Here is a 19527-nt window from a genome sequence, read left to right as displayed (position 1 = left end):
AAGGTGATAATTGTGAAAAGTCCGGTAACTATTGAAACAATGGCAATTAGTCACATTGAAGATACTCATATGGTACATAAGCGTATAGGTGTTTATGTACCTCTTGATGAAGAAGAATTGAATTGGAATTGGGATATAAGAGATGTTAAAGAGTTTGATCGGTCCTTTAATGCTGGAATGAATATTTTTGAGTTAGCTGAAAAGTTTAATCGCTGTATTGATGAAGTTGCAATATTAATTCTAGATCGTGGCCGTAAAGGAAAGTTAAAAGGAGTGAGAGATTTTGCAAGTAGAAACAATGTGGTCAACGACTAGTGGATTGCCAGCCATACTTCAAAAAGGTGAATTCCTAAAGAAATCTGAGATTGAATTACTTATTGAAGATGGTGTGCCTAAGTTAGCTATTGCTGAAGCAGTAGGAATGGAACCAAAAGAATTTAATGAATTACTTAAAGCGTGGTTTGGAAAGGTTTTGAAGCATGATTTATCTCATATCACTCCTGAGAAATATAACGAGGTTAGAGATAAATTTCGAAATGAAATAGAGATTGCTGAATACTTCGGAGTAACACGCGAACAATTAGCGTCTAAAAAACAACGATGGAGAAATGCAGGTATTTATATCGGTGAGCGTAAGAAACGAAGAAATATTGATAAATAAGGAGTGTTTGATGTGACTAATAAAAATACTGAGTACTTAGAGTTATTAAATGAAATCAATAAATGCATCGAAGTTAATCCTGAATTATTAAATAGATTATCAAAATTCGTTTTTGACTTAGAAGAAGAGAGACAGCAGTTGCATGATGCTGCTGGAGATACTGAGAACGAATTATCTAAAAGTGCAGATACAATAATCGATTTAAAATCTGAAAATCAAGATCTATTAGCAGAGAATCATAGATTACAAGAAAACGTTCGTTCTTACATTCGTGATTCAGAGTTATCAACTAGTACTAATAATCAACTTAGAAGCATGATGGAGGAAAAGCATAAAGAGAATGTAACATTACGAGCAGCGTTAAAGGCGGTGCTGTAAATGGATTTTGAATCAGCGATTAAACATGTTCGTGATGTATATGTTAATTTTCCTCGTCAGTATGAGCAGTTAGAAAAAGATTTGAAACAGTTAGAGTTAGAACAACAAGATTTACTTCATTTAATCGAATTTAAGGCTTTCAATGCTTCTGAAGGTTATAAGTATAGTAAAGATTTACAACGTATCAGAAATGAACGTAGGAAAGTTAAGGATACATTAGAACTATTAAAGCCAATTATGGAATTAAACAAATTTCCTCAAAAGCCTTCTGAAAAGAATCTGAATAAATCATTAGGTGATCTTCGGAAAATTGCTTATGAACATGGTGGGCGTACTTATAGAATGAGAGTTCGTGATGATTTACAGGAGTTGGTCAATAAATGATTAGGAGAGTGCTAGAACAAGGTTATCATTCGATTGATCATGAAAGATTGGTTGCTATTACTATTTTTGAATCTGGTGTAGATAAAGAAATGGTTAAGCAAGAGAATAGGTTCAGTAAACGCCATGGTGTTTTGGTCGGTAATGGCGAAGTATTTGAGTTTAAGTAAAACGTTGAATATTTATTATGCGAAATACGATTTATATTTAGTTACTAAAAAACGAGGAGGATTAATCATGGATTTAAATAAAATGGTCGTTGCTAGTTTGGCAAAAATGGAGTCTGAGGGAAAGGTGCAAGAGATTGTTGATAAACATGTTGCTTCAACTGTTAATGATATTGTAAAAGACTTGTTTGGTAATTGGAGTGATTTTTCTAAGGAGCTTAAAAACACAGCAAAAGAAGCTCTACAAATTAATTTCAAAGATTTAAATCTATCATCTTATAATCATTTAATTTTAAAAGCTATTAAAGATAAGCTAGACGATGAAATTACAAATCAAGGTGTTGCACAAGTCAAAAATCAAATTGAGGGATTGTTAACTGATACAAAGCGTGAATACAAATTGTCAGAACTGGTTGAGGAACTAGCTGAGGAAATCAAGGATTTAGACGAAATCGGTTATGATGAATACCACGAAATGACACTTCATGTAGATGATCCTTACGGTTCATACTGGATAGGGCTAGATGCACGAAATGATATTAGCGAATATTCTTGTAAGTATAGATTGCACGTAAGTAAAGAAGGTGAATTGTACTCAGTTAAGATCAACGACGAAGAGTACAGTAGAAAACGTTTAATTCAAGATTTTGATATTAAGGCTGTAATGTATGGTCTTCACGGTCTCGAAGAAACATTATTTAAGATTTATGTAAGTGGGGCTAAATTGATTATTGATGAAGATAACTGCGAATTAGAAATCACTAATCCTGAGTATGATTAATCATTTTAAATAGGGGAGGAATGAACACGGATAAAACAAAAACGCTCTCTTCCTAGAGGAAGAAAGCGATTATTGCCAAGACAAACCCTAAAAGGATTTTAAGCGCCTTGTTGGAGAATTTTAAGTGGAACTCCATAAATCCACCTCCCTAATGTTGATTGCCTTTCCCGGGCAAGCCCAGGGAACTGCTAAACATTACGGGATAAGAAAATTATACCATTTTATTTATGTGTGTCTAGTATATTTTGTTTTGTTTGATAGATACAAAAGATTATTAAGTTTCATAGTAGACATAAACTGTGAAGGAGGGAAAAAATTGAGGGAAGTAGTGCAACACTGTTTATATAGACACTTTAAAGGTGGATTGTATTATGTTATCGGTGAAGCTTGGCATTCTGAAAATATGCAAGAAATGGTGGTTTATCACGCTTTATACGGTGATAACCATATGTTGGTTAGACCTAAAAAAGAATTCCTTTCGTTTGTTGAAGATGGTAAAGAAAACCCAACAGGTCAGAAGTACCGTTTTGAAGTATTTCAAGACTAGTGAGCAGTTCGTTAAACATATGACCAATTATGTGAAGAAAGGGGTATGAAGTGCATGGTTTGGAATGTGTCAGTAGAAAAAAGTAAAGGTAATATATTTGGTTATTTATTTGAAGCTGAAACAATCGATGAAGCTATAGAACAAGGGAAGCAATTTGGCATCGTTATTAGTGCGAATATTAGTGAAGAAATGAATGATTGAAAGTCCTATAACGTAGATTATGTGAAGCAAGGAAAAGAGAAATAATAAATATAAATCAAGCCCAAAATAGATTTCCATAGGTCCTCAAAAACCAATATATAACCAATTAAAAATAAATAGGAAATAAAAATCCATATAAAATAAAGGTCATCATTGTATTTAAGTGCCATATATCCATTTGTAACAAATAAAGAAGTTAGAATAATCAGTATTATGGCCACGCTATTAAGAAAAGTTAGAAGAAAAATTAAAAACAAGACAAAAATTATTACTGAAGATATATAGATAATTGGGTTTTTCATATTTAACTCCCTCTTTATTATTAGCAGGAAATTACATTGAATTTGATAATCAATAGTTTAATTATTTGTGTATTATACGTGGTAATTTTGTGATTAGTTTAAAAAAAAAGAAGTTATCATGAACAAAAGACATATTATGTGTAACACAATTTGTAATATGTTTCCTAAATAAATGGAGGTAACAAATGAGCCAATTAAAAAATAAATACAAAAAGAACCGGAAACAGTTCAAGACTGAACTACTTGAGAGAATGAATAATAATCGTGCTTTTGCAATGCTCATTATTGAAACATATACAGCATGGCACCATAGAAGGCATATTACAAAGATATGGGCAATGTTCAGGAACCCTGAATTTAAAGTGTTTCAAGATGCCTATACTAAGAACCTTTTCGGTAAACATCTAACTGGTAGAGATGACATTTGGAGGTCTTTATACTTTGCCGATAAGGAGTTACATGATAAATACAAATATTTAATACCTGAAGTTTATGCGATGGGAGATGCTTTAGCTGTTGCATATAGGATTTTGAAATCTAAATAGGGGAGGAAGAAAGATGCTTAAGAAGGGCGATATAGTCGTTATGCATACTTGTGGTGAAGCTGAACATTATAATGGCAAACTATGGGCTTGTAAGACTGATGAATATATAAATTGTGAAGGTCAAGGAGTTTATGAGCAGAAGCTTGTTTTTTTAGAAGGATTTAGTGGCTCTTTTCTTACTAAATATTTGCAAAAGGTTGATGTAACTCCATATGTTGAAGAATTAAGTAGATTGTATGATGCTCGTTATTCAGAAGTAAGTGATCAACTTGAACATTGTCTTGTATGCAATAAAAAAGTCGATATTGAAAAAGATGAATTTGAGCTAGATGTTGAGGGCGGGGTATGGTGTAAGAATTGTATCGGTAAAAAAGAGTGTGATTATTGCGGTGAATACGTGGATAAATTGCGGCCGTCACCATTCATGGGCGATAGTGGAATGATGTGTAAGCAGTGCTGGAATTTAACCAAAGAAGAGTACGCAGCTTCGCAAGATGAACATATACCAGATTTCGAGGATTATCCTCATTTTAAATAAATACAAGAGTTTCATAGTAGACACATATTATGAAGTAAATGAAGGAGTGGAGAATATGAAAAATTTAGTATTACGTGTAAGTGGATTAGGTAACAAAATATATGCAGGTACTATCAACAAGAAAAATCCAAGCATCATGAACGATAGCAGAAAGGATGTTACAGACGAAGCTATTAAAGCGGTATTTCAGCATCTTAAGGAAGAGCATAGAAGAAATAAAAGGGGTTCGAAGTCATTCGGATATGGATTCGAAGGAATGGGAGAAATTCATTTCCATCCACCAGTAGAAAACAAATAATGGTGTCGCATTACGTAGATGATGCGTAACAAAACTATAACAATATCTAAAATAATACCTATGTGGGTATTTTAAAGGGGAATAAATATATGATGAATCGTGTGGTCCTTGTAGGACGTTTAACAAAAGATCCAGAGTTGAAATATACACAAAATGGTGTGCCTGTTGCTACATTTACACTTGCTGTAAATCGTAACTTTAAATCTGAAGGAGAACAACAAGCAGATTTTATAAACATTGTAGTTTGGAGAAAGCCAGCAGAAAACGTAGCTAACTTTTTAAAGAAAGGTAGTTTAGCTGGAGTAGATGGACGTATTCAAACACGTAATTATGATGGACAAGACGGGAAAAAAGTTTACGTTACTGAAATTGTAGCTGAGAGTGTTCAGTTTTTAGAGCCTAGAGGTCAAAACAATGAATCTAATACAAATACTCAACAAAGACAAAATAACTCAAATAGAGGCAGTTATACACGAGTTGACGATGATCCATTTGCTAATGGTGGGCAAACAATTGATATAGGTTCGGATGGTTTACCGTTCTAAAAAATATAAAAATTTTTAAAAATTAGGGAGAGATAAATATGTTTAAAGAAATGAAAGCGATGTTGTTAATTCAAGTAATTATAAGTTTAGTAATTAGATTTGTGATATTTACTAGTGTTTCTTTTGGAGTTTATTTGGTTATCGGGAAGGTTTTCAATTTAAGTGTTAATTATTCGATTCCGTTTGGTGTAGCGATTGGTTTAACTATTACTGCTGCTGTATCGACATTTCTTCAACTTAGAGCATTTAATCGTGCTGGTGAATTTATGGATAAACAATGGGATGAATGGGATTAATCAATGAATCTTAAAAAATGTACATTGGGCCAACTTTATTGTTTGGCCCGAGAATCAGAATATCGGAATGAAGCATTGTTGGAAATGGAGGTAAGGCTAGATGAATTTAGAAAAGATGTTTGAAGCTCAGAAAAAACTTCATGATCACATCGGCTATAAAGGTGAAGATAAGTTTGGAAAAGACATTGCTGCTTTAATTAGTGAAATTGGTGAATGTTTGAATGAATGGCGAGGTCATAAGTATTGGAGTAATAACCAAGAGTCTGTTAAATACGTTATTGTGGATTGTTCAGAATGTGATGGAAAAGGCGTTTATTTAGATTATGGTGATGATGCATTTTATGAGTGTTCATTATGCAACGGTTTAGGTAAAGAAGGAAAAGAAAAAAATAGAGTTTTAGAAGAATACACCGATATTTTAACAATTGTTTTAGAAATTGGTTTGAATTATGAATACACAAATATTAATTTTTGTGAATTAAAAAATGATTTATGGATGTATCAGAAGTTTGATATTTTAAACACTTTTCTGCTATTTATCAAAAGATGTAATGATTTAATAATGGACGAAGAAACTGACGAATATTACTGGTTATTATTTAATGTTATTGATTTAGGCAAAAAACTGGGATTTTCGTGGAACGAAATTGAACAAGCCTATTACGAGAAAAATAGAATTAATCACGAACGTCAGGAGAACGGATATTGAAATTAATCATTGAAGGTGAACCAGTTGCACAAGGTAGACCTAGATTTTCAACAATAAATGGACATGCTAGAGTATATGATCCAGCTAAGAGTCGTAACTATAAAAAACTAGTTCAGAGCGTGGCAAAACGTCATGTCTCTGAACCACTAGATAGAGAAGTTAGGTTAGTAATCGATGTTTATAAAAGCATTCCTAAGTCATTCACCAAAAAGAAACGTTTAGAAGCTGTAGAAGGACGAATAAGACCAATAACTAAGCCTGATATTGATAATTACATCAAAGGAATTTTAGATGGCTTAAACGGTGTTGTATGGATTGATGATAATAGGATTGTTAGTTTAACAGTTAATAAGTTTTATAGTGAACATCCTAGAGTTGAAGTAGAAATTATTTAAGGATGTGAAGTAATGATATTAAACATTGTATATCTTCTTATTGGTGTAATCATTGGCATATTTACAATTGGGATTTTTTCAGGACAAGCATATGACAAGGGATATAAAGATGCTAAGAGAGATTTGACAAATGGAGTGTGATCAGATGAATACTTTTCAAATATATAGTGATCTGCTTTTGGATATAGATATATTAACTGAGCAAATTGAATTATCAAGAAGAGAACAAAAGCAATGGTGGATAGGTGGTAGATTAAATAATACAGTTCCTCTTGATAATGCAGCAGCGCGAACTGATAAGTTATCAGATAAAATAGAGCAAATGGAAAAGGAATTACAAGTTAAAACAGAACGAGCGAATCACTTGAAGATACAATTGAACAAATATCAAGGCTTAGAATATAAGGTGTTTTACAACAGGTATATTGAAGGGAAAACACTAGTACAAATATCGGATGAATTAGGTTACAGCTATCAATATATTAAAGAAGTTGCAACTAGAGTAAGGATTAAAGAACCTACTGTCAACATACAGACATCTTGATTTGTATGTAATAAAATGTAATTATAGAAAATCTCATTTAGTGATAATTCTATAATTTGATAAGCCATGAAATATATATCCTGCACATAGAAAGAGTCGTCAATAAAAGGCGGCTCTTATTTTTTATTCTTTGTAAACTGTTCATCTAAACGAATAACAATCAACTAATAGTGAATACGTGTTGCGTTTTAGGTGGGCGGTTTAGAGTGAATAAATAGGAAAAAGATAAATAAAGAACAATGGTTTCTACTTAAAGAGGTGAGTGTCTGTGAATCTTGTACAACCAATAAGGGATAAGGAACTTATTCAAGAGATAAAAGAATATCTAAAAGCTAATAATGAAAGAAACTATATCCTTTTTCTTTTTGGAATTAACACTGGTCTTAGGATTTCAGACATTCTTAATTTAAGAGTAAGAGATGTTCAAGGTTGGAATGTTTTTGTACGTGAGAAAAAAACCAGAAAAACAAGAGAAGTAAAGATGCCTACAGAGTTAAAGAAAGCTGTTAGGGAATATGTTAAAGGTAAACCGAAATATGAGTTTCTTTTTAAAAGTAGGAATGGTAAGAATAAACCAATCACGAGAGGTATGGCTTATAAGATTCTTCAAGATGTTGCAGAGGAATTTGATTTAGAGCGTATTGGTACCCATTCATTTAGAAAGACATATGGTTATCATTTTTATCAGCAATTTAAAGACGTCGTTGCTTTGCAAATGATGTTTAACCATACAGATCAGAAAGAAACACTTCGTTATATAGGTATTCAACAAGACAGCTTAAACGCCTATCAAACAAAGTATAAGATTTAAACCTTATTTTAATGCTTTTTTCAATTAGCTACAAAATAGTATTGTGTAATTGTAAAATTCATGTGCTTATAACTATTGATATTAAAGGATTTTTCAAACCTAGTGAATTATACAGAATCTAGTATATAGATAATTCAAATAGCTAAACAATAAATGATAATGATTAAATTCAAGATATTGGAGGAAGAAAGATGGATTGTGAAGAGAAAGAAATATGTAAAACATGTTTATTCTTTGAGCTATGTAAAGAAGTGAAACTACCTTATTGTGATGAAAAAGATTACGTGAAGGAGAAATCTAGTATATAGATAATTCAAATAGCGACACAATGTTGGATGTGTTTGCTAAGACACATTATGTGAAGGAGTGAAGTAATGCTTAAATATCAATTACTTGATTGGTGGTTTGATAAGGGTAATAAAAATCTTTCTATCCTTAATTTCAAACAAATTCGCAAACAGAATTTTGAAGAATACGGAAATGACCATCATATTAATATCAAACGTAGATGGGGTATTCATACTAATGGAGCTAAGAAAGGCAATCCAAAACATTCTTGTTTAGATTGGAGTTTAGATTTAGGACATATCCATATTAACTACACAAACTTCAACTATAACCATAAATACAGAACAAAATAGCAATGTCACATAACGTAGATAAAAAGTAATTATGAGGATGAACAAGTAATGGCAAAAGAATGGGCTAAGAGATTCTATAAAAGCAAAGCATGGAGACAGTGTAGAGATAGTTATATTAGCAAGGTGCATGGATTATGTGAGAGATGTAAGCAACCAGGTAAGATACTACATCATAAAGAATACTTAACACCTAATAACATTGATGATCCATATGTATCTCTTAATCATGATAACCTTGAATACTTATGTCAGGATTGTCATAACAAAGAACATCATGAGAAGTATAGTCCAGTTCGTAGTGATGTGATGTTTGATAAGGAAGGTAATCTTGTAAAGGTTGGTGAAGGAGTATGAAAGAATTTGAGGTTGTTTGTAAAGTAACAAATGGAACCGTTACAACTATAGAATGTGATTATCCATATAAATATTATCCAACTGCTAGAAGATGGTTAAGAATAACTCGTCCAATAACAAACGTAACTATTTATAAAGAAAAAGAATTAGCATAGCCCCCCTTAAAATTAATTTATTTTAACCTGACGGGGACCGAGAGGGGACCTTCGAGGAATACACAGGTCATTTTTATAAGGCCCCCCTCCCAAAAACTCAGCGATTTCACAAAAAAAGGTGGTGTTTTTTATGACAACAAGAAAAGTTCTTCCTAAAGAACGAGCAATTAAAAAAGAGATAAAAAGACTTAACGATCTTTTTAAAGATTTAGAGGAAAATAAAAAATCAGCAGTAGAAGGGTTAATTCAAGAAGCTGCTTTTATGAGAGCTACGCTAAATGAGTTAAAAGATGATATTAATAAGAATGGACCAATTGACGAAATGGAACAAGGTGAGTATTCCATATTGAGAGCTAGTCCAGCAGTTACTACTTATAACGCAATGATACAAAGATATACTACAGTCATGAAAGAAATTATTGGACTTTTTCCAAAGGATATACAAGTTCCTGAAGATGATGGTTTTGAATCATTTGTGATGAATAGATGAAGCGCTATCCATTAGTATACAATCCAATAATTGATTATTATACCCGAATTGAATCTGCAGAAGTGATAGTTTCGAATAAAGTAAAGCGTATCTATAAAAAACTTGTATCTGATATTTATGACGAGAAATGTGAATATGAATATAGTAATCAACGAGCTAATCATGCTATTGAGTTTATAGAAAATTATTGTAAACATTCTAAAGGTAAATGGGGCGGACAACCAATAGAATTGGAACTGTGGCAAAAAGCTTTTATTGCTGCATCATTTGGTTTTATTCATAAAATAGACGGAACACGCAAATATCGTGAAATCTTACTAATAGTTGCGCGTAAAAATGGTAAGTCAACAATTGCATCCGGTATTGGTTTATATTTAATGGTTGCTGATGGTGAACCAGGTGCAGAAGTTTATGCTGTTGCAACAAAAAAAGATCAAGCTAAACTAGTTTGGATAGATGCCAAACGAATGGTAAATAAATCTCCTATACTTAGAAAACGTATTAAGCCATTAGTCAGTGAATTAAGAGCAGATGCGTTTGATGCATCATTTAAACCACTTGGTTCTGATTCTGAAACATTAGATGGTCTTAATGTTCATGGAGCAATGATGGATGAAATTCACGCTTGGAAAGACAAGAATTTATATGATGTTATTGTCGATGGAACTTCAGCTCGTGAGCAACCAATGATATTTATGATAACTACAGCAGGAACTATTCGTGAATCTGTATATGATATGAAGTATGAAGAAGCTGAAATGTTACTAAATGGATTTGATGATGAAAACGGGTATAAAGATGATCGCTTTTTACCTATCATTTATGAATTAGATAAAAGGGAAGAGTGGACAGAACCTTCTAATTGGAAAAAAGCTAATCCTGGACTAGGAACAATAAAGAAAATTGATCAATTAGAAACAAAGGTTAATAAAGCAAAAGCAAATTCTCTTTTGGTTAAGAACTTATTAACAAAAGACTTCAATGTTCGGGAAACATCTAGTGAAGCATGGTTAACGTTCGAACAATTAAATAATAAAGCTACTTTTGATATAGCAGAACTAAAACCTAGGTATGGAATAGGTGGTGTGGATTTATCTTCTACAACCGACTTAACCGCAGCCAAGGTTATTTTTATGCTTCCAAACGATAAAACAGTTTATGTTGTCCAAATGTATTGGTTACCTGAGGACCTATTAGAACAAAGAAGTAAAGAAGATAAAATACCTTATGATTTATGGCACGAGCAAGGATTGTTAAGAACGACACCAGGTAATTCTATTCATCCCAAATTTGTAACAGAGTGGTTTTTAGAGGTTCAAAACAAGTTAGATATTTATATTCCTTGGATTGGTTATGATGCTTGGAGTGCGAAGTATTGGGTTGAGGAAATGGAAAATAACTTTGGTAAAGAAGCAATGATACCTGTTATTCAAGGTAAAAAGACATTATCTATTCCAATGCGCAAATTAGGCGCTGATTTAGAAGCGAAAATCATTAATTACAATAATAATCCTATTGATAAATGGTGTTTAAGTAATACTGCTATTGAAGTTGATAAGAATCTAAATATACAACCTTCTAAAACTAATAATCAACGGAGAAGGATAGATGGTACTGCTGCGTTATTGAATGCATATGTTATTCTTCAAGAAAAATATAACGAGTATACAAACATTATTTAAAGGAGGTGAGATAGTGGGAATACTCAACAGATTTAAAAACCGTTCTGTCACTGTATCGAAATATAAAATGATTACAGATGAGGGTAACGGTTTTTTTGCGTGGAATGGAAACATATATAAAAGTGATATTGTACGTTCTGCTATTCGTCCTAAGGTGCGTGCGATTGGTAAAACAGTAGCCAAACATATAAGAAATGATAAAAACGGTATAAAAGTCAACCCAGAGCCTTATATGCGTTTCTTATTAGAAGAACCTAATCCGTATATGACAATGCAACAGTTACTTGAGAGAACCATTACACAACTTGAACTAAATAATAATGCTTTTATCTTTATTGAACGTGATGAATATGGTTATCCAATCAATTTATATCCAATCAATAGTTCTTCTGTGGAAGTGATAACAGACGAACGAGGTTATTTGTATTACCGATTCGATTTAAAAGGTGGTAAACGAGTCGTTTTTAAGCATGAAGATGTAATGCATTTAGGGAAAGATTATAACGAAAATCAATTCTTTGGTGATAGTAACGCTGATTCATTAGCTCCGTTAATGGAAATTGTGAATACAACAGACCAAGGTATTGTTAAAGCTATCAAAAACTCCAATGTTATTCGCTGGTTGCTTAAATTCAATCAAACATTAAGACCAGAGGATTTAAAAGCTCAATCGAAACAATTCGTGGATGATTTTCTATCTAGTGAATCAGAATCTATTGGAGCTGCAGCTACTGATGCAAAAATGGATGCTGAACAAGTAGAACCGAAAGATTACGTTCCAAACGAAAATCAGATGCAGAAGACATTACAACGAATTTACTCATTCTTTAATACGAATGAAAAGATTGTACAAGCTAGTTACGATGAAAATGAATGGATTTCATACTATGAATCTAATATTGAACCAGATGTATTACAACTATCTTTGTTGTTTAGTAGAAAATTATTTACTCGTAAAGAAAGAGCATTTGGAAACAAAATCATGTTTGAGGCTTCTGATTTATCATTCGCTTCATTAAAAACGAAAATGCAATATGTGAATAGTGGTATTGATAGAGGTTACTTAAATAGAAATGAAGGTCGTGCAGTATTCCATATGGCTCCTATTGAAGGTGGAGATGAATACATTCATCGTCTTGATTTAGGTGTAGCTGGTAATCAAACTTCAGACGGTGAAGGGGGGTGAATAGATGAAAAGTATACAAATCAAAGGAACAATAGTGAATGATTCTACAGCTAAATTTTATAGTTGGTTTGGAATAGATGCTACTAGTCCTAAAAGTGTAATTGATTCTTTACCTACAACTAATGAAGAAGTAGAAGTGATCATTAATTCAGGTGGAGGAGATGTTTTTGCTGGTTCTGAAATCTTCACAGTATTAAAAAGTTATAAAGGACATGTAACAGTTAAAATTGTTGGTTTGGCTGCGTCTGCTGCATCGGTAATTGCAATGGCTGGAGATAAAATTCTTATTTCACCTACTGCACAAATGATGATTCATAATGTATCAACTTACGGTAGTGGAGATTATAGAGATTTTGAACACATATCAGACACATTAAAAAGCGCTAATCAATCTATTATTAATGCTTATAAAACTAAGTTGAATAAAACAGATGAAGAATTACAAAAGTTAATGGATGATGAAACGTGGTTCAATGCGAATACAGCTTTAGAACACGGTTTTGTAGATGAAATCATGTTTGATGAAAATAAACAACTTAGTGGACAGTTTGTCGCTAATTTTGGTGGTATTGTGCTAAATGATGAAATTATAGCAAAGATAACTGAGTTAATGGATAGTGATCGAAAGAAAGAAGATAAGCAACAAAATGAATTGATGCAAGCTAAATTAAAACTTTTAAAATTACGAGGTGGAAATAATGGATAAAATCAAAGAATTATTAAACAAACGTTCTGAATTACTTTTAAACGCTGAAGCACTAATTAACGAAGGTAAAATTGAAGAATTTAATGCAATCGAAACTCAAGTAAAAGAGCTAGATAATGAAATCGAAGCTGCTAAACTAGCAAATGCGAATTTAAAAGCGTTGCAAGAGAATAAAGTTGTTTTGGATTTAGAAAATAAATCAATTCAAGTTGAAGGAGCTAAACAGATGGAAAATATCCAAACTAATGTATTGCCAAACGAAGTGGTTTACACTAATGCGTTTGCTAAAACTTTAATGGGACAAGAGTTAACATCTCAAGAAAATAGTATATTCATGGAAATGAACAACCACACTACTTTAAATAGTGGTGTAATGATTCCAGCTACTACTTTAAATGAAATCATTACTGAAATTGAAGCACAAGCACCATTCTTTGCAGATGCTCGTAAATTCCAAGTAACAGGTTTACTTAAATTACCTAAGCACACTGCAATCACTGCTGGTGATGCTAAAGCTTACTTAGAATCAGAAGCTACAGAAGTAGAGAAAAATACTTTCGTAGAAATTTCTTTAGGTGGTAAAGAGATCGCGAAGTATATCGAAGTATCATTCAAAGTTGAATCTATGTCAATTTCTGCTTTCCTTGAGTACTTGAAAGGTGAAATCGTTGAACGTGTTGGTGTTGAATTAGGTCGTCAATCAATTAGCGGAAATGGCGTTAAAGAAATGACTGGTGTATTAACTGCATTAGCTTCAGTAACTGCACAACGTACTGATTACACTGCTGCAACTGGTATTGGTTATAAAGATTTAACAGCTGCTATGTCAAAATTAGGTGCTAAACACGTATCAAGCGCGGTAATGTATGCTTCAAACGCAACGGTATGGAATAACCTAGCGAATATTACAGACACAACAGAACGTCCTTTATTTATCACTGACACAACTGCTGGTGGAGTTGGTCGAGTATTAGGTGTACCAGTTAAAGTTGATAGTGCTGTTCCTGATGGTACTGTAATTATCGGTAATGCGAAAGGTTATGTAGTTAACACGAACGAAGCTCTTTCTGTAGAATCTACTCGTGATATCAAAGCTCGTAAAACTGGTTTCTCTGCTTACACAGTAGTTGATGGTAACGTTACACATGAAAAAGCATTCTCTATCATTGCACCTTCAGCGTAAGGAGGGATTTAATTGAAACATATAGTATTAATTGATTTTGTGGACAAAGAATCAGAGGTGTATCTTGCTTCTGGTTCTTTTTTTGAATCTATTAACGTAGATAGGGTGAAGGAGCTTGAAAAAATGGGCTTTATTAAAGCTAATGAAGAGTTATCCACCTTAGAAGTGAAAGAAGAAAAGAAAACGGTGAAGCGTACTCGTAAGAAAGCGAGTGAAGCAAATGTTGGAGAAGATTAAAAAGGCACTACGAATAAGTCACGATCAATTAGATGATGAAATCACTGATTTAATAGAAGCTTGTAAACTAGATATGAAAATAAGTGGTGTGAATGTAATTAATGAAACAGACCCATTAATTATTCGAGCAGTTATAACTTATAGCAAAGCTAATTTTGGATTAGTTAATGAAGATAGTGAGAAGTATACAGAAAGCTTTAAATCACAAGTTATACATCTTGCAACATGTGGTGATTACAATGTTGTTCAGTGATATTTTAGAATTAGCTTCAATCAGAATTGAAGAAGATGATCTTTCTCAAGAAATAGAAGTGGAAACATTAAGGCGAGTATTTTGTGATAAGCAAAGTATAGGACAATCAGAATTTTTTAATGGTGGACAAACTGGAATTAAACCAGCTTATAAGTTCATCATTAGATTATTAGATTATCAGGAAGAGACTAAGTTAATGTATAAAAATAAAACTTACTCAATCTATAGAACTTACGAAAAAGGCGAAAATATTGAGCTCTATTGCGAGGTGAGGGCCGGTGGCTAAACTTGTAGGTATCGATAACCTTGATAAAGCACTAAAAATGGAATTAGATCGTTATACAAAAACACTCGCTGGTAAATCAGATGAAGCTGCTTTAAAAATCACAAAAGAACTAGTTCAAGATATAAAAAGAAATTCCCCAGTAGGTGCAAGAAATGGTAGATATAGAGATGGATGGACATATAAAAAAGATGGTCAAAGGTATATCATCCACAATAAAACAGACTACCAACTAACTCATTTACTTGAAAAAGGTCATGCCAGAGTTGGTGGAGGTCCTAGAGTTCCAGGTCGTGCTCATATAAGGCCAGCTGAACATAACGCAATTATTAAATTTGAGTTAGCGATTAAAAAGGCGGCCGAAACATCATGAAACTAAATGAATTAACAAAAATCTTAAAATCTACTGGATACCCAGTGGCTTATTCTCATTTCTCAACTGCTCAGAAAACACCTTTTATCTGTTACAAAGAAGCTTATTCAAGTAATTTCATTGCAGATAACAAAGTGTACAGAAAAACACCAAACATTGATATTGAACTATATACAAGTAAAAAAGATTTAGTTGCTGAAGAAACACTAGAGCGGTTGCTCGATGATCATGAAATACCTTATCAAACTATCGAAACATTTATCGAAAGTGAAAACGTGTTTCAAAGAATATACGAAATACAATTATAGGAGGGCTAGTATATGCCAGAAAATAAAGTAACATTTGGATTATCTAATGTTCATTATGCTGTTATTACAGAAGGAGATGCAGGAGTTTATACGTATGCTACACCAGTTGCTATTCCTGGTGCAGTTGAATTAACAACGGATCCTGCCGGAGAATCATCATCATTTTTTGCTGATAACCGCGTGTATTATGAAGCAAGTTCTAATCAAGGATATGAAGGTACTATCAGTTTTGCGAAGCTTCCACAATCATTTAGAGTTGATGTATTAGGAGAAACTGTTGTTAATGGTGGTTTAGCTGAAAATGCAAACGCAAAAATTAAAAGAATTGCATTATTATTTGAAATTGATGCTGACATTAAAGCCGATAGGTTTGTTTATTATGATGTAACGGTTTCTCGTCCTGGTAATTCTTCAAAAACAAAAGAAGATTCCACTGAGGTAAATACCGTTGAATTAAACTTTAAAGCAACACCACGTCCAGATGGGTGGATAAAGTTTGTTACTGGAGATACTACACCTGTTTCCGTTTATGATGCTTTTTATAATGCTGTTACTGAGCCAATAGATGAAGTGGTTGGGGGGTAATCAGATGGAAAAAACATTAATTATTGATGGTAAGGAAATAAAATTTAAATCTACAGGTGCAGCACCGTTACGCTATAAACATCAATTTGGACGTGACTTTTTTGCGGATATTATGTCAATGCGTAAATTAACCGAAAAGAAAAAGATTACTCCAGAAGATATAAAGCTAATCGACTTTGATTTATTTTACAATCTTGCGTGGGTGTGGGCAAAAACAGCTGATAAAACTATTCCTGAGCCTATGGAGTGGTTGGATAGTTTTGACTCATTCCCAATGTTTGAGATTGTCCCCGAATTAAAAGGATTATTAATCAATACATTGCAATCTAAAAAAAAGTAGATATTCCGAAAGAATCATCAGAAAGTGAACAAATAACAGTAGAAACATATTTACTTTTGTGCCGAAGAAGCGGTTTATCTTTTGATGATATGGAATACATGTCTGTTGGTATGTGTTTAGATTATGTAACGGAATTTACTTACTTACAGCAACCAAATAGAAAGAAGAAGAGAAAAGCTACACAAGCTGATATTGAAGCATTGAAAGGACGTTAATCACGTCCTTTTTCTTTTTGTCTAAAAGGACGGTGAACAAAGTGTGGCAGGGAACATAAAAGGAATTACGATTGAATTAGGAGCAGATACAACCAAGTTAGGAAGTGCCTTAAAAGATGTAAACAGTGAATCTATTGGTCTGCAAAAAGAACTTAAACAAGTAGAGAAACTGTTAAAGTTTGACCCAGGTAATACAGAACTAGTTGCTCAAAAACAACAAATTTTAGCACAAAATGTAGAAGCTACTACAAAAAAACTCGATACCTTAAAACAAGCACAAGCGCAAGTAGATGCTCAATTTGCTAAAGGTGATATATCTGCTGAACAGTATCGTGCCTTTCAACGAGAGGTTTCAGATACCGAACAATCACTTAAAAGCCTAAAAGGAAAACTAGAGGAAGTATCTAAAACGGATGCGGATTTAAAAGCGGATGATAAAGACATAAAGAAAGCTACTGATTCCGTTGAGAAATTAGGAGACGAAGCAGAAAAAAGCGGAAAAAGAGGATCAGCAGCATTTAAAGCTTTAGGCGGTGCGGCAGTTGCGGCAGTTGCTGGAATTGGTGGATTAGTTGCGGCTTCAGCAGAATTAAATACAGATTTAGCTCGTCTCGAAGCCAATGCGTTAAATGCAGGTTTTAGTATGGAAGGAATCGAGAAGAACTTCGCTAAAGTTGCGGCAGTTAGTGGTGAGGCTGATTCAGCAGTTGAAACATTATCAAACTTAATGGCAACTGGATTTAACGACCAGCAGATGTCCCAAGTAATCGATGAAATTAATGGGGCAGCAATCCGTTTTAGTGACACGTTAAAAACAGAGGGGATTGCTGACGGTTTACAGGAAACATTCGCAACAGGTGAAGCGGTTGGTCAGTTTGGCGAATTATTAGAACGTTCTGGAGTAAGTTTAGATACTTTTAACGCAGGGCTAGCTCAAGCCAAAAAAAATGGAACTGAGACTGACTATGTATTACAACAATTAGCCGAACTTGGATTAGCTTCTACTTATGAAGAATATCAAAAGTCCAATGCTGCAATTACTGAATACAATTCTGCTCAGGTAGCTTTGCAAATGGCAGTTGCTGGACTTGGGGAACGTTTAATGCCATTAGTAACTATGGTTATGAATTTAGGTGTAGCGTTTCTTGATTGGACGAATAAAGCATTTGATGCAGTAGCAGCAATGAATTTATTTAGTGGTGGTATTACAGCAACTCTTCCGCAAATGATACAAGCAGGCGTAGAAATGATTCAAAATATGATAACTGGAATCACTAATAACTTACCACAAATAACCGAAACAGTGATTACATTAATAAATCAGTGGTTAGCTACAGCGGCAACAATGTACCCTTTAATAATCGAAGCGGGTGTTCAGATTATTTCTTCTTTGATTCAAGGTATCGCTGATAACCTACCAATCATCGTTGAAGGTATTGTGGGCGTGTTTACAGCATTAGTCGAAACAGCGACAACGTTATTACCGCAAATTATAGCGATGGGCGCTTCTATATTGACATCTTTAGTTGATGGAATTGTTCAAATGTTGCCTAGCCTAATTGATACAGCTTTAGATTTAATTGTAACAATTGTTGAAACAATTGTAGGCATGTTACCTGAAATTGTTAACTCAGGTATTAAAATTCTTAATTCTGTTATTGATGGGATTTTGAAAATTTTACCGCAACTTGTACCTACAGCCGTAAAAGTTCTTGACACTTTAATAAAAACGATTATTGATAATCTTCCTAAAATTATTGATTCAGGTATGAAGTTACTTAATTCTTTAATAGATGGAATTATAAAGGTATTACCGAGCTTGGTTGCAACAACGATACAGTTAATTGCTTCAATTACAAAAACGATATGGGAAAACCTACCAGAGGTTTTGAGCGCTGGTATTAAAATTGTAGGGAAATTAATCGAAGGATTAGTAGATATGATACCTGATTTAATTATAGGAGTCGGGAAATTAATTAAGTCTATGGTTGATAAATTCGACGAAATCGATCTCGGTGAAGTTGGTAAAAATATTATTAGAGGGTTAATAAATGGTATTAGTAACATGAAAGATGCAGCTATAGAAGCCATTAGTGGTGTTGTTGGTGGTGTTATTGATAAAGCAAAATCATTATTAGATACCCATTCACCTTCCCGTGTATTTGAGGAAATTGGAGAAAATACAAACGAAGGATATATATTAGGTGTTGAAAAGTCATCTAGTCGATTAATGAGCGCTATTGATAGTGCATATGGTAGTTTGGCTAGTAGCGCCCAAGGTATGATGGAATCAAAAAGTACAAACTATAATTCGAATTCGTATGACTACTCTAGAAACGTATATCCAACTATCAAAGTTACTGCTGGAGCAAACGCTAACGAAATAGCAAGAGCAAATGAGCGTAGTTTACGTAGATTAGCTTTTCAATTTAATTAG

At 33.2% G+C, this 19527-nt stretch carries 34 protein-coding genes; all 34 read left to right on the top strand.

The annotated features are described in order from the left end of the window. Positions 1–12 precede the first annotated feature (12 nt). The 34 genes from BN349_RS17730 to BN349_RS17545 all read left to right on the top strand — a co-directional run bounded on the left by BN349_RS17730 (position 13) and on the right by BN349_RS17545 (position 19527). Positions 13–315, top strand: coding sequence for a hypothetical protein (locus BN349_RS17730; RefSeq protein WP_019243679.1), 303 nt, complete (start codon positions 13–15; stop codon positions 313–315). Further along, entirely contained in the window at positions 284–661 is a 378-nt protein-coding gene (locus tag BN349_RS17725; protein WP_019243678.1) for a hypothetical protein, read from the top strand. Before BN349_RS17730 ends, BN349_RS17725 begins: the two co-directional genes overlap by 32 nt. Before the next feature lie 12 nt (positions 662–673). Continuing rightward, positions 674–1039, top strand: coding sequence for a hypothetical protein (locus BN349_RS17720; protein ID WP_019243677.1), 366 nt, complete (start codon positions 674–676; stop codon positions 1037–1039). Next, positions 1040–1423 carry a hypothetical protein gene (locus BN349_RS17715; protein ID WP_019243676.1) on the top strand — a complete coding sequence of 128 codons (384 nt, stop codon included), beginning with the start codon at positions 1040–1042 and terminating at the stop codon, positions 1421–1423. It abuts the gene before it with no gap. Next, a complete protein-coding gene (locus BN349_RS25975) occupies positions 1420–1590 on the top strand; it encodes a hypothetical protein (protein ID WP_019243675.1) in 171 nt (56 codons plus the stop codon). Before BN349_RS17715 ends, BN349_RS25975 begins: the two co-directional genes overlap by 4 nt. Further along, positions 1565–2368: a hypothetical protein gene (locus BN349_RS17705; protein ID WP_232423575.1), complete on the top strand. Its 804-nt coding sequence runs from the start codon at positions 1565–1567 to the stop codon at positions 2366–2368. The genes BN349_RS25975 and BN349_RS17705 overlap by 26 nt, the downstream gene beginning before the upstream one ends. Positions 2369–2684: 316 nt before the next feature. Beyond that, positions 2685–2915: a DUF1653 domain-containing protein gene (locus BN349_RS26445; protein WP_026089374.1), complete on the top strand. Its 231-nt coding sequence runs from the start codon at positions 2685–2687 to the stop codon at positions 2913–2915. Positions 2916–2969: 54 nt separating this feature from the next. Next, positions 2970–3116: a hypothetical protein gene (locus BN349_RS25970; RefSeq protein WP_019243672.1), complete on the top strand. Its 147-nt coding sequence runs from the start codon at positions 2970–2972 to the stop codon at positions 3114–3116. A 487-nt stretch (positions 3117–3603) separates the two neighbouring features. Further along, positions 3604–3963 (top strand): hypothetical protein, encoded by a 360-nt coding sequence (locus BN349_RS17685; RefSeq protein WP_019243670.1) that lies wholly within the window; start codon positions 3604–3606, stop codon positions 3961–3963. A gap of 13 nt (positions 3964–3976) precedes the next feature. Further along, positions 3977–4501 (top strand): hypothetical protein, encoded by a 525-nt coding sequence (locus BN349_RS26440; protein ID WP_019243669.1) that lies wholly within the window; start codon positions 3977–3979, stop codon positions 4499–4501. Between the two features lie 55 nt (positions 4502–4556). After that, positions 4557–4799, top strand: coding sequence for a DUF7446 family protein (locus tag BN349_RS17675; protein WP_019243668.1), 243 nt, complete (start codon positions 4557–4559; stop codon positions 4797–4799). An 89-nt stretch (positions 4800–4888) separates the two neighbouring features. Then, positions 4889–5344, top strand: coding sequence for a single-stranded DNA-binding protein (ssb, locus tag BN349_RS17670; RefSeq protein WP_019243667.1), 456 nt, complete (start codon positions 4889–4891; stop codon positions 5342–5344). Between the two features lie 38 nt (positions 5345–5382). Beyond that, positions 5383–5640 carry a hypothetical protein gene (locus tag BN349_RS17665; RefSeq protein WP_019243666.1) on the top strand — a complete coding sequence of 86 codons (258 nt, stop codon included), beginning with the start codon at positions 5383–5385 and terminating at the stop codon, positions 5638–5640. Positions 5641–5740: 100 nt separating this feature from the next. After that, positions 5741–6349: a dUTP diphosphatase gene (locus BN349_RS24275; RefSeq protein WP_019243664.1), complete on the top strand. Its 609-nt coding sequence runs from the start codon at positions 5741–5743 to the stop codon at positions 6347–6349. Further along, entirely contained in the window at positions 6343–6744 is a 402-nt protein-coding gene (locus BN349_RS17650) for a RusA family crossover junction endodeoxyribonuclease (RefSeq protein ID WP_026089373.1), read from the top strand. The genes BN349_RS24275 and BN349_RS17650 overlap by 7 nt, the downstream gene beginning before the upstream one ends. Positions 6745–6756: 12 nt before the next feature. Then, positions 6757–6885 (top strand): hypothetical protein, encoded by a 129-nt coding sequence (locus BN349_RS26675; protein WP_019243662.1) that lies wholly within the window; start codon positions 6757–6759, stop codon positions 6883–6885. A gap of 4 nt (positions 6886–6889) precedes the next feature. Next, positions 6890–7288, top strand: a complete 399-nt coding sequence (locus BN349_RS17640; RefSeq protein WP_019243661.1) for a hypothetical protein — start codon at positions 6890–6892, stop codon at positions 7286–7288. Positions 7289–7556: 268 nt separating this feature from the next. Continuing rightward, the gene (locus BN349_RS17635; RefSeq protein WP_019243660.1) at positions 7557–8099 is read left to right on the top strand and encodes a site-specific integrase; all 543 of its coding nucleotides are present in this window, start codon (positions 7557–7559) and stop codon (positions 8097–8099) included. 374 nt (positions 8100–8473) lie between these two features. Next, positions 8474–8740: a hypothetical protein gene (locus BN349_RS17625; RefSeq protein WP_019243658.1), complete on the top strand. Its 267-nt coding sequence runs from the start codon at positions 8474–8476 to the stop codon at positions 8738–8740. A gap of 48 nt (positions 8741–8788) precedes the next feature. Further along, a complete protein-coding gene (locus tag BN349_RS17620) occupies positions 8789–9094 on the top strand; it encodes an HNH endonuclease (RefSeq protein WP_019243657.1) in 306 nt (101 codons plus the stop codon). Next, positions 9091–9249 (top strand): hypothetical protein, encoded by a 159-nt coding sequence (locus tag BN349_RS25965; RefSeq protein ID WP_019243656.1) that lies wholly within the window; start codon positions 9091–9093, stop codon positions 9247–9249. The genes BN349_RS17620 and BN349_RS25965 overlap by 4 nt, the downstream gene beginning before the upstream one ends. Before the next feature lie 130 nt (positions 9250–9379). Then, positions 9380–9739, top strand: a complete 360-nt coding sequence (locus BN349_RS17610; RefSeq protein ID WP_019243655.1) for a hypothetical protein — start codon at positions 9380–9382, stop codon at positions 9737–9739. Further along, complete coding sequence (locus tag BN349_RS17605; RefSeq protein ID WP_019243654.1) at positions 9736–11421, top strand: terminase large subunit; 1686 nt, start codon at positions 9736–9738, stop codon at positions 11419–11421. The genes BN349_RS17610 and BN349_RS17605 overlap by 4 nt, the downstream gene beginning before the upstream one ends. Before the next feature lie 13 nt (positions 11422–11434). Then, positions 11435–12607 carry a phage portal protein gene (locus BN349_RS17600; RefSeq protein ID WP_026089372.1) on the top strand — a complete coding sequence of 391 codons (1173 nt, stop codon included), beginning with the start codon at positions 11435–11437 and terminating at the stop codon, positions 12605–12607. Positions 12608–12611: 4 nt separating this feature from the next. Continuing rightward, complete coding sequence (locus BN349_RS17595; RefSeq protein WP_019243652.1) at positions 12612–13313, top strand: head maturation protease, ClpP-related; 702 nt, start codon at positions 12612–12614, stop codon at positions 13311–13313. Further along, positions 13306–14496, top strand: coding sequence for a phage major capsid protein (locus BN349_RS17590; protein ID WP_019243651.1), 1191 nt, complete (start codon positions 13306–13308; stop codon positions 14494–14496). Before BN349_RS17595 ends, BN349_RS17590 begins: the two co-directional genes overlap by 8 nt. 12 nt (positions 14497–14508) lie before the next feature. After that, on the top strand, positions 14509–14733 hold the full coding sequence (locus BN349_RS24270) for a hypothetical protein (RefSeq protein WP_019243650.1): 225 nt from the start codon (positions 14509–14511) through the stop codon (positions 14731–14733). After that, positions 14717–14986: a head-tail connector protein gene (locus BN349_RS17580; RefSeq protein ID WP_026089370.1), complete on the top strand. Its 270-nt coding sequence runs from the start codon at positions 14717–14719 to the stop codon at positions 14984–14986. Before BN349_RS24270 ends, BN349_RS17580 begins: the two co-directional genes overlap by 17 nt. Beyond that, positions 14973–15272, top strand: a complete 300-nt coding sequence (locus BN349_RS17575) for a hypothetical protein (protein ID WP_019243648.1) — start codon at positions 14973–14975, stop codon at positions 15270–15272. Before BN349_RS17580 ends, BN349_RS17575 begins: the two co-directional genes overlap by 14 nt. Further along, on the top strand, positions 15265–15642 hold the full coding sequence (locus BN349_RS17570; RefSeq protein WP_019243647.1) for an HK97 gp10 family phage protein: 378 nt from the start codon (positions 15265–15267) through the stop codon (positions 15640–15642). Before BN349_RS17575 ends, BN349_RS17570 begins: the two co-directional genes overlap by 8 nt. Beyond that, complete coding sequence (locus BN349_RS17565; protein WP_019243646.1) at positions 15639–15950, top strand: hypothetical protein; 312 nt, start codon at positions 15639–15641, stop codon at positions 15948–15950. Before BN349_RS17570 ends, BN349_RS17565 begins: the two co-directional genes overlap by 4 nt. Before the next feature lie 12 nt (positions 15951–15962). Further along, the gene (locus BN349_RS17560; RefSeq protein ID WP_019243645.1) at positions 15963–16535 is read left to right on the top strand and encodes a major tail protein; all 573 of its coding nucleotides are present in this window, start codon (positions 15963–15965) and stop codon (positions 16533–16535) included. A gap of 4 nt (positions 16536–16539) precedes the next feature. Beyond that, positions 16540–16875 carry a hypothetical protein gene (locus tag BN349_RS17555; RefSeq protein WP_019243644.1) on the top strand — a complete coding sequence of 112 codons (336 nt, stop codon included), beginning with the start codon at positions 16540–16542 and terminating at the stop codon, positions 16873–16875. A 258-nt stretch (positions 16876–17133) separates the two neighbouring features. After that, positions 17134–19527, top strand: coding sequence for a phage tail protein (locus tag BN349_RS17545; protein WP_019243642.1), 2394 nt, complete (start codon positions 17134–17136; stop codon positions 19525–19527).

Origin of the sequence: Bacillus sp. AP8 (assembly GCF_000321185.1) — a bacterium.
GTDB lineage: Bacteria > Bacillota > Bacilli > Bacillales > DSM-1321 > Bacillus_AD > Bacillus_AD massilioanorexius.
This window is presented reverse-complemented; position numbering and strand designations above follow the sequence as displayed.

Bases quoted from the DNA above. Each gene is read 5' to 3' on its own strand.
- BN349_RS17715 (WP_019243676.1), top strand. From the start codon at position 1,040: ATGGATTTTGAATCAGCGATTAAACATGTTCGTGATGTATATGTTAAT.
- BN349_RS25975 (WP_019243675.1), top strand. From the start codon at position 1,420: ATGATTAGGAGAGTGCTAGAACAAGGTTATCATTCGATTGATCATGAA.
- BN349_RS17705 (WP_232423575.1), top strand. From the start codon at position 1,565: ATGGCGAAGTATTTGAGTTTAAGTAAAACGTTGAATATTTATTATGCG.
- BN349_RS25970 (WP_019243672.1), top strand. From the start codon at position 2,970: ATGGTTTGGAATGTGTCAGTAGAAAAAAGTAAAGGTAATATATTTGGT.
- BN349_RS17685 (WP_019243670.1), top strand. From the start codon at position 3,604: ATGAGCCAATTAAAAAATAAATACAAAAAGAACCGGAAACAGTTCAAG.
- BN349_RS26440 (WP_019243669.1), top strand. From the start codon at position 3,977: ATGCTTAAGAAGGGCGATATAGTCGTTATGCATACTTGTGGTGAAGCT.
- BN349_RS17675 (WP_019243668.1), top strand. From the start codon at position 4,557: ATGAAAAATTTAGTATTACGTGTAAGTGGATTAGGTAACAAAATATAT.
- ssb (WP_019243667.1), top strand. From the start codon at position 4,889: ATGATGAATCGTGTGGTCCTTGTAGGACGTTTAACAAAAGATCCAGAG.
- BN349_RS17665 (WP_019243666.1), top strand. From the start codon at position 5,383: ATGTTTAAAGAAATGAAAGCGATGTTGTTAATTCAAGTAATTATAAGT.
- BN349_RS24275 (WP_019243664.1), top strand. From the start codon at position 5,741: ATGAATTTAGAAAAGATGTTTGAAGCTCAGAAAAAACTTCATGATCAC.
- BN349_RS26675 (WP_019243662.1), top strand. From the start codon at position 6,757: ATGATATTAAACATTGTATATCTTCTTATTGGTGTAATCATTGGCATA.
- BN349_RS17640 (WP_019243661.1), top strand. From the start codon at position 6,890: ATGAATACTTTTCAAATATATAGTGATCTGCTTTTGGATATAGATATA.
- BN349_RS17625 (WP_019243658.1), top strand. From the start codon at position 8,474: ATGCTTAAATATCAATTACTTGATTGGTGGTTTGATAAGGGTAATAAA.
- BN349_RS17620 (WP_019243657.1), top strand. From the start codon at position 8,789: ATGGCAAAAGAATGGGCTAAGAGATTCTATAAAAGCAAAGCATGGAGA.
- BN349_RS25965 (WP_019243656.1), top strand. From the start codon at position 9,091: ATGAAAGAATTTGAGGTTGTTTGTAAAGTAACAAATGGAACCGTTACA.
- BN349_RS17610 (WP_019243655.1), top strand. From the start codon at position 9,380: ATGACAACAAGAAAAGTTCTTCCTAAAGAACGAGCAATTAAAAAAGAG.
- BN349_RS17605 (WP_019243654.1), top strand. From the start codon at position 9,736: ATGAAGCGCTATCCATTAGTATACAATCCAATAATTGATTATTATACC.
- BN349_RS17595 (WP_019243652.1), top strand. From the start codon at position 12,612: ATGAAAAGTATACAAATCAAAGGAACAATAGTGAATGATTCTACAGCT.
- BN349_RS17590 (WP_019243651.1), top strand. From the start codon at position 13,306: ATGGATAAAATCAAAGAATTATTAAACAAACGTTCTGAATTACTTTTA.
- BN349_RS17580 (WP_026089370.1), top strand. From the start codon at position 14,717: ATGTTGGAGAAGATTAAAAAGGCACTACGAATAAGTCACGATCAATTA.
- BN349_RS17575 (WP_019243648.1), top strand. From the start codon at position 14,973: ATGTTGTTCAGTGATATTTTAGAATTAGCTTCAATCAGAATTGAAGAA.
- BN349_RS17565 (WP_019243646.1), top strand. From the start codon at position 15,639: ATGAAACTAAATGAATTAACAAAAATCTTAAAATCTACTGGATACCCA.
- BN349_RS17560 (WP_019243645.1), top strand. From the start codon at position 15,963: ATGCCAGAAAATAAAGTAACATTTGGATTATCTAATGTTCATTATGCT.
- BN349_RS17555 (WP_019243644.1), top strand. From the start codon at position 16,540: ATGGAAAAAACATTAATTATTGATGGTAAGGAAATAAAATTTAAATCT.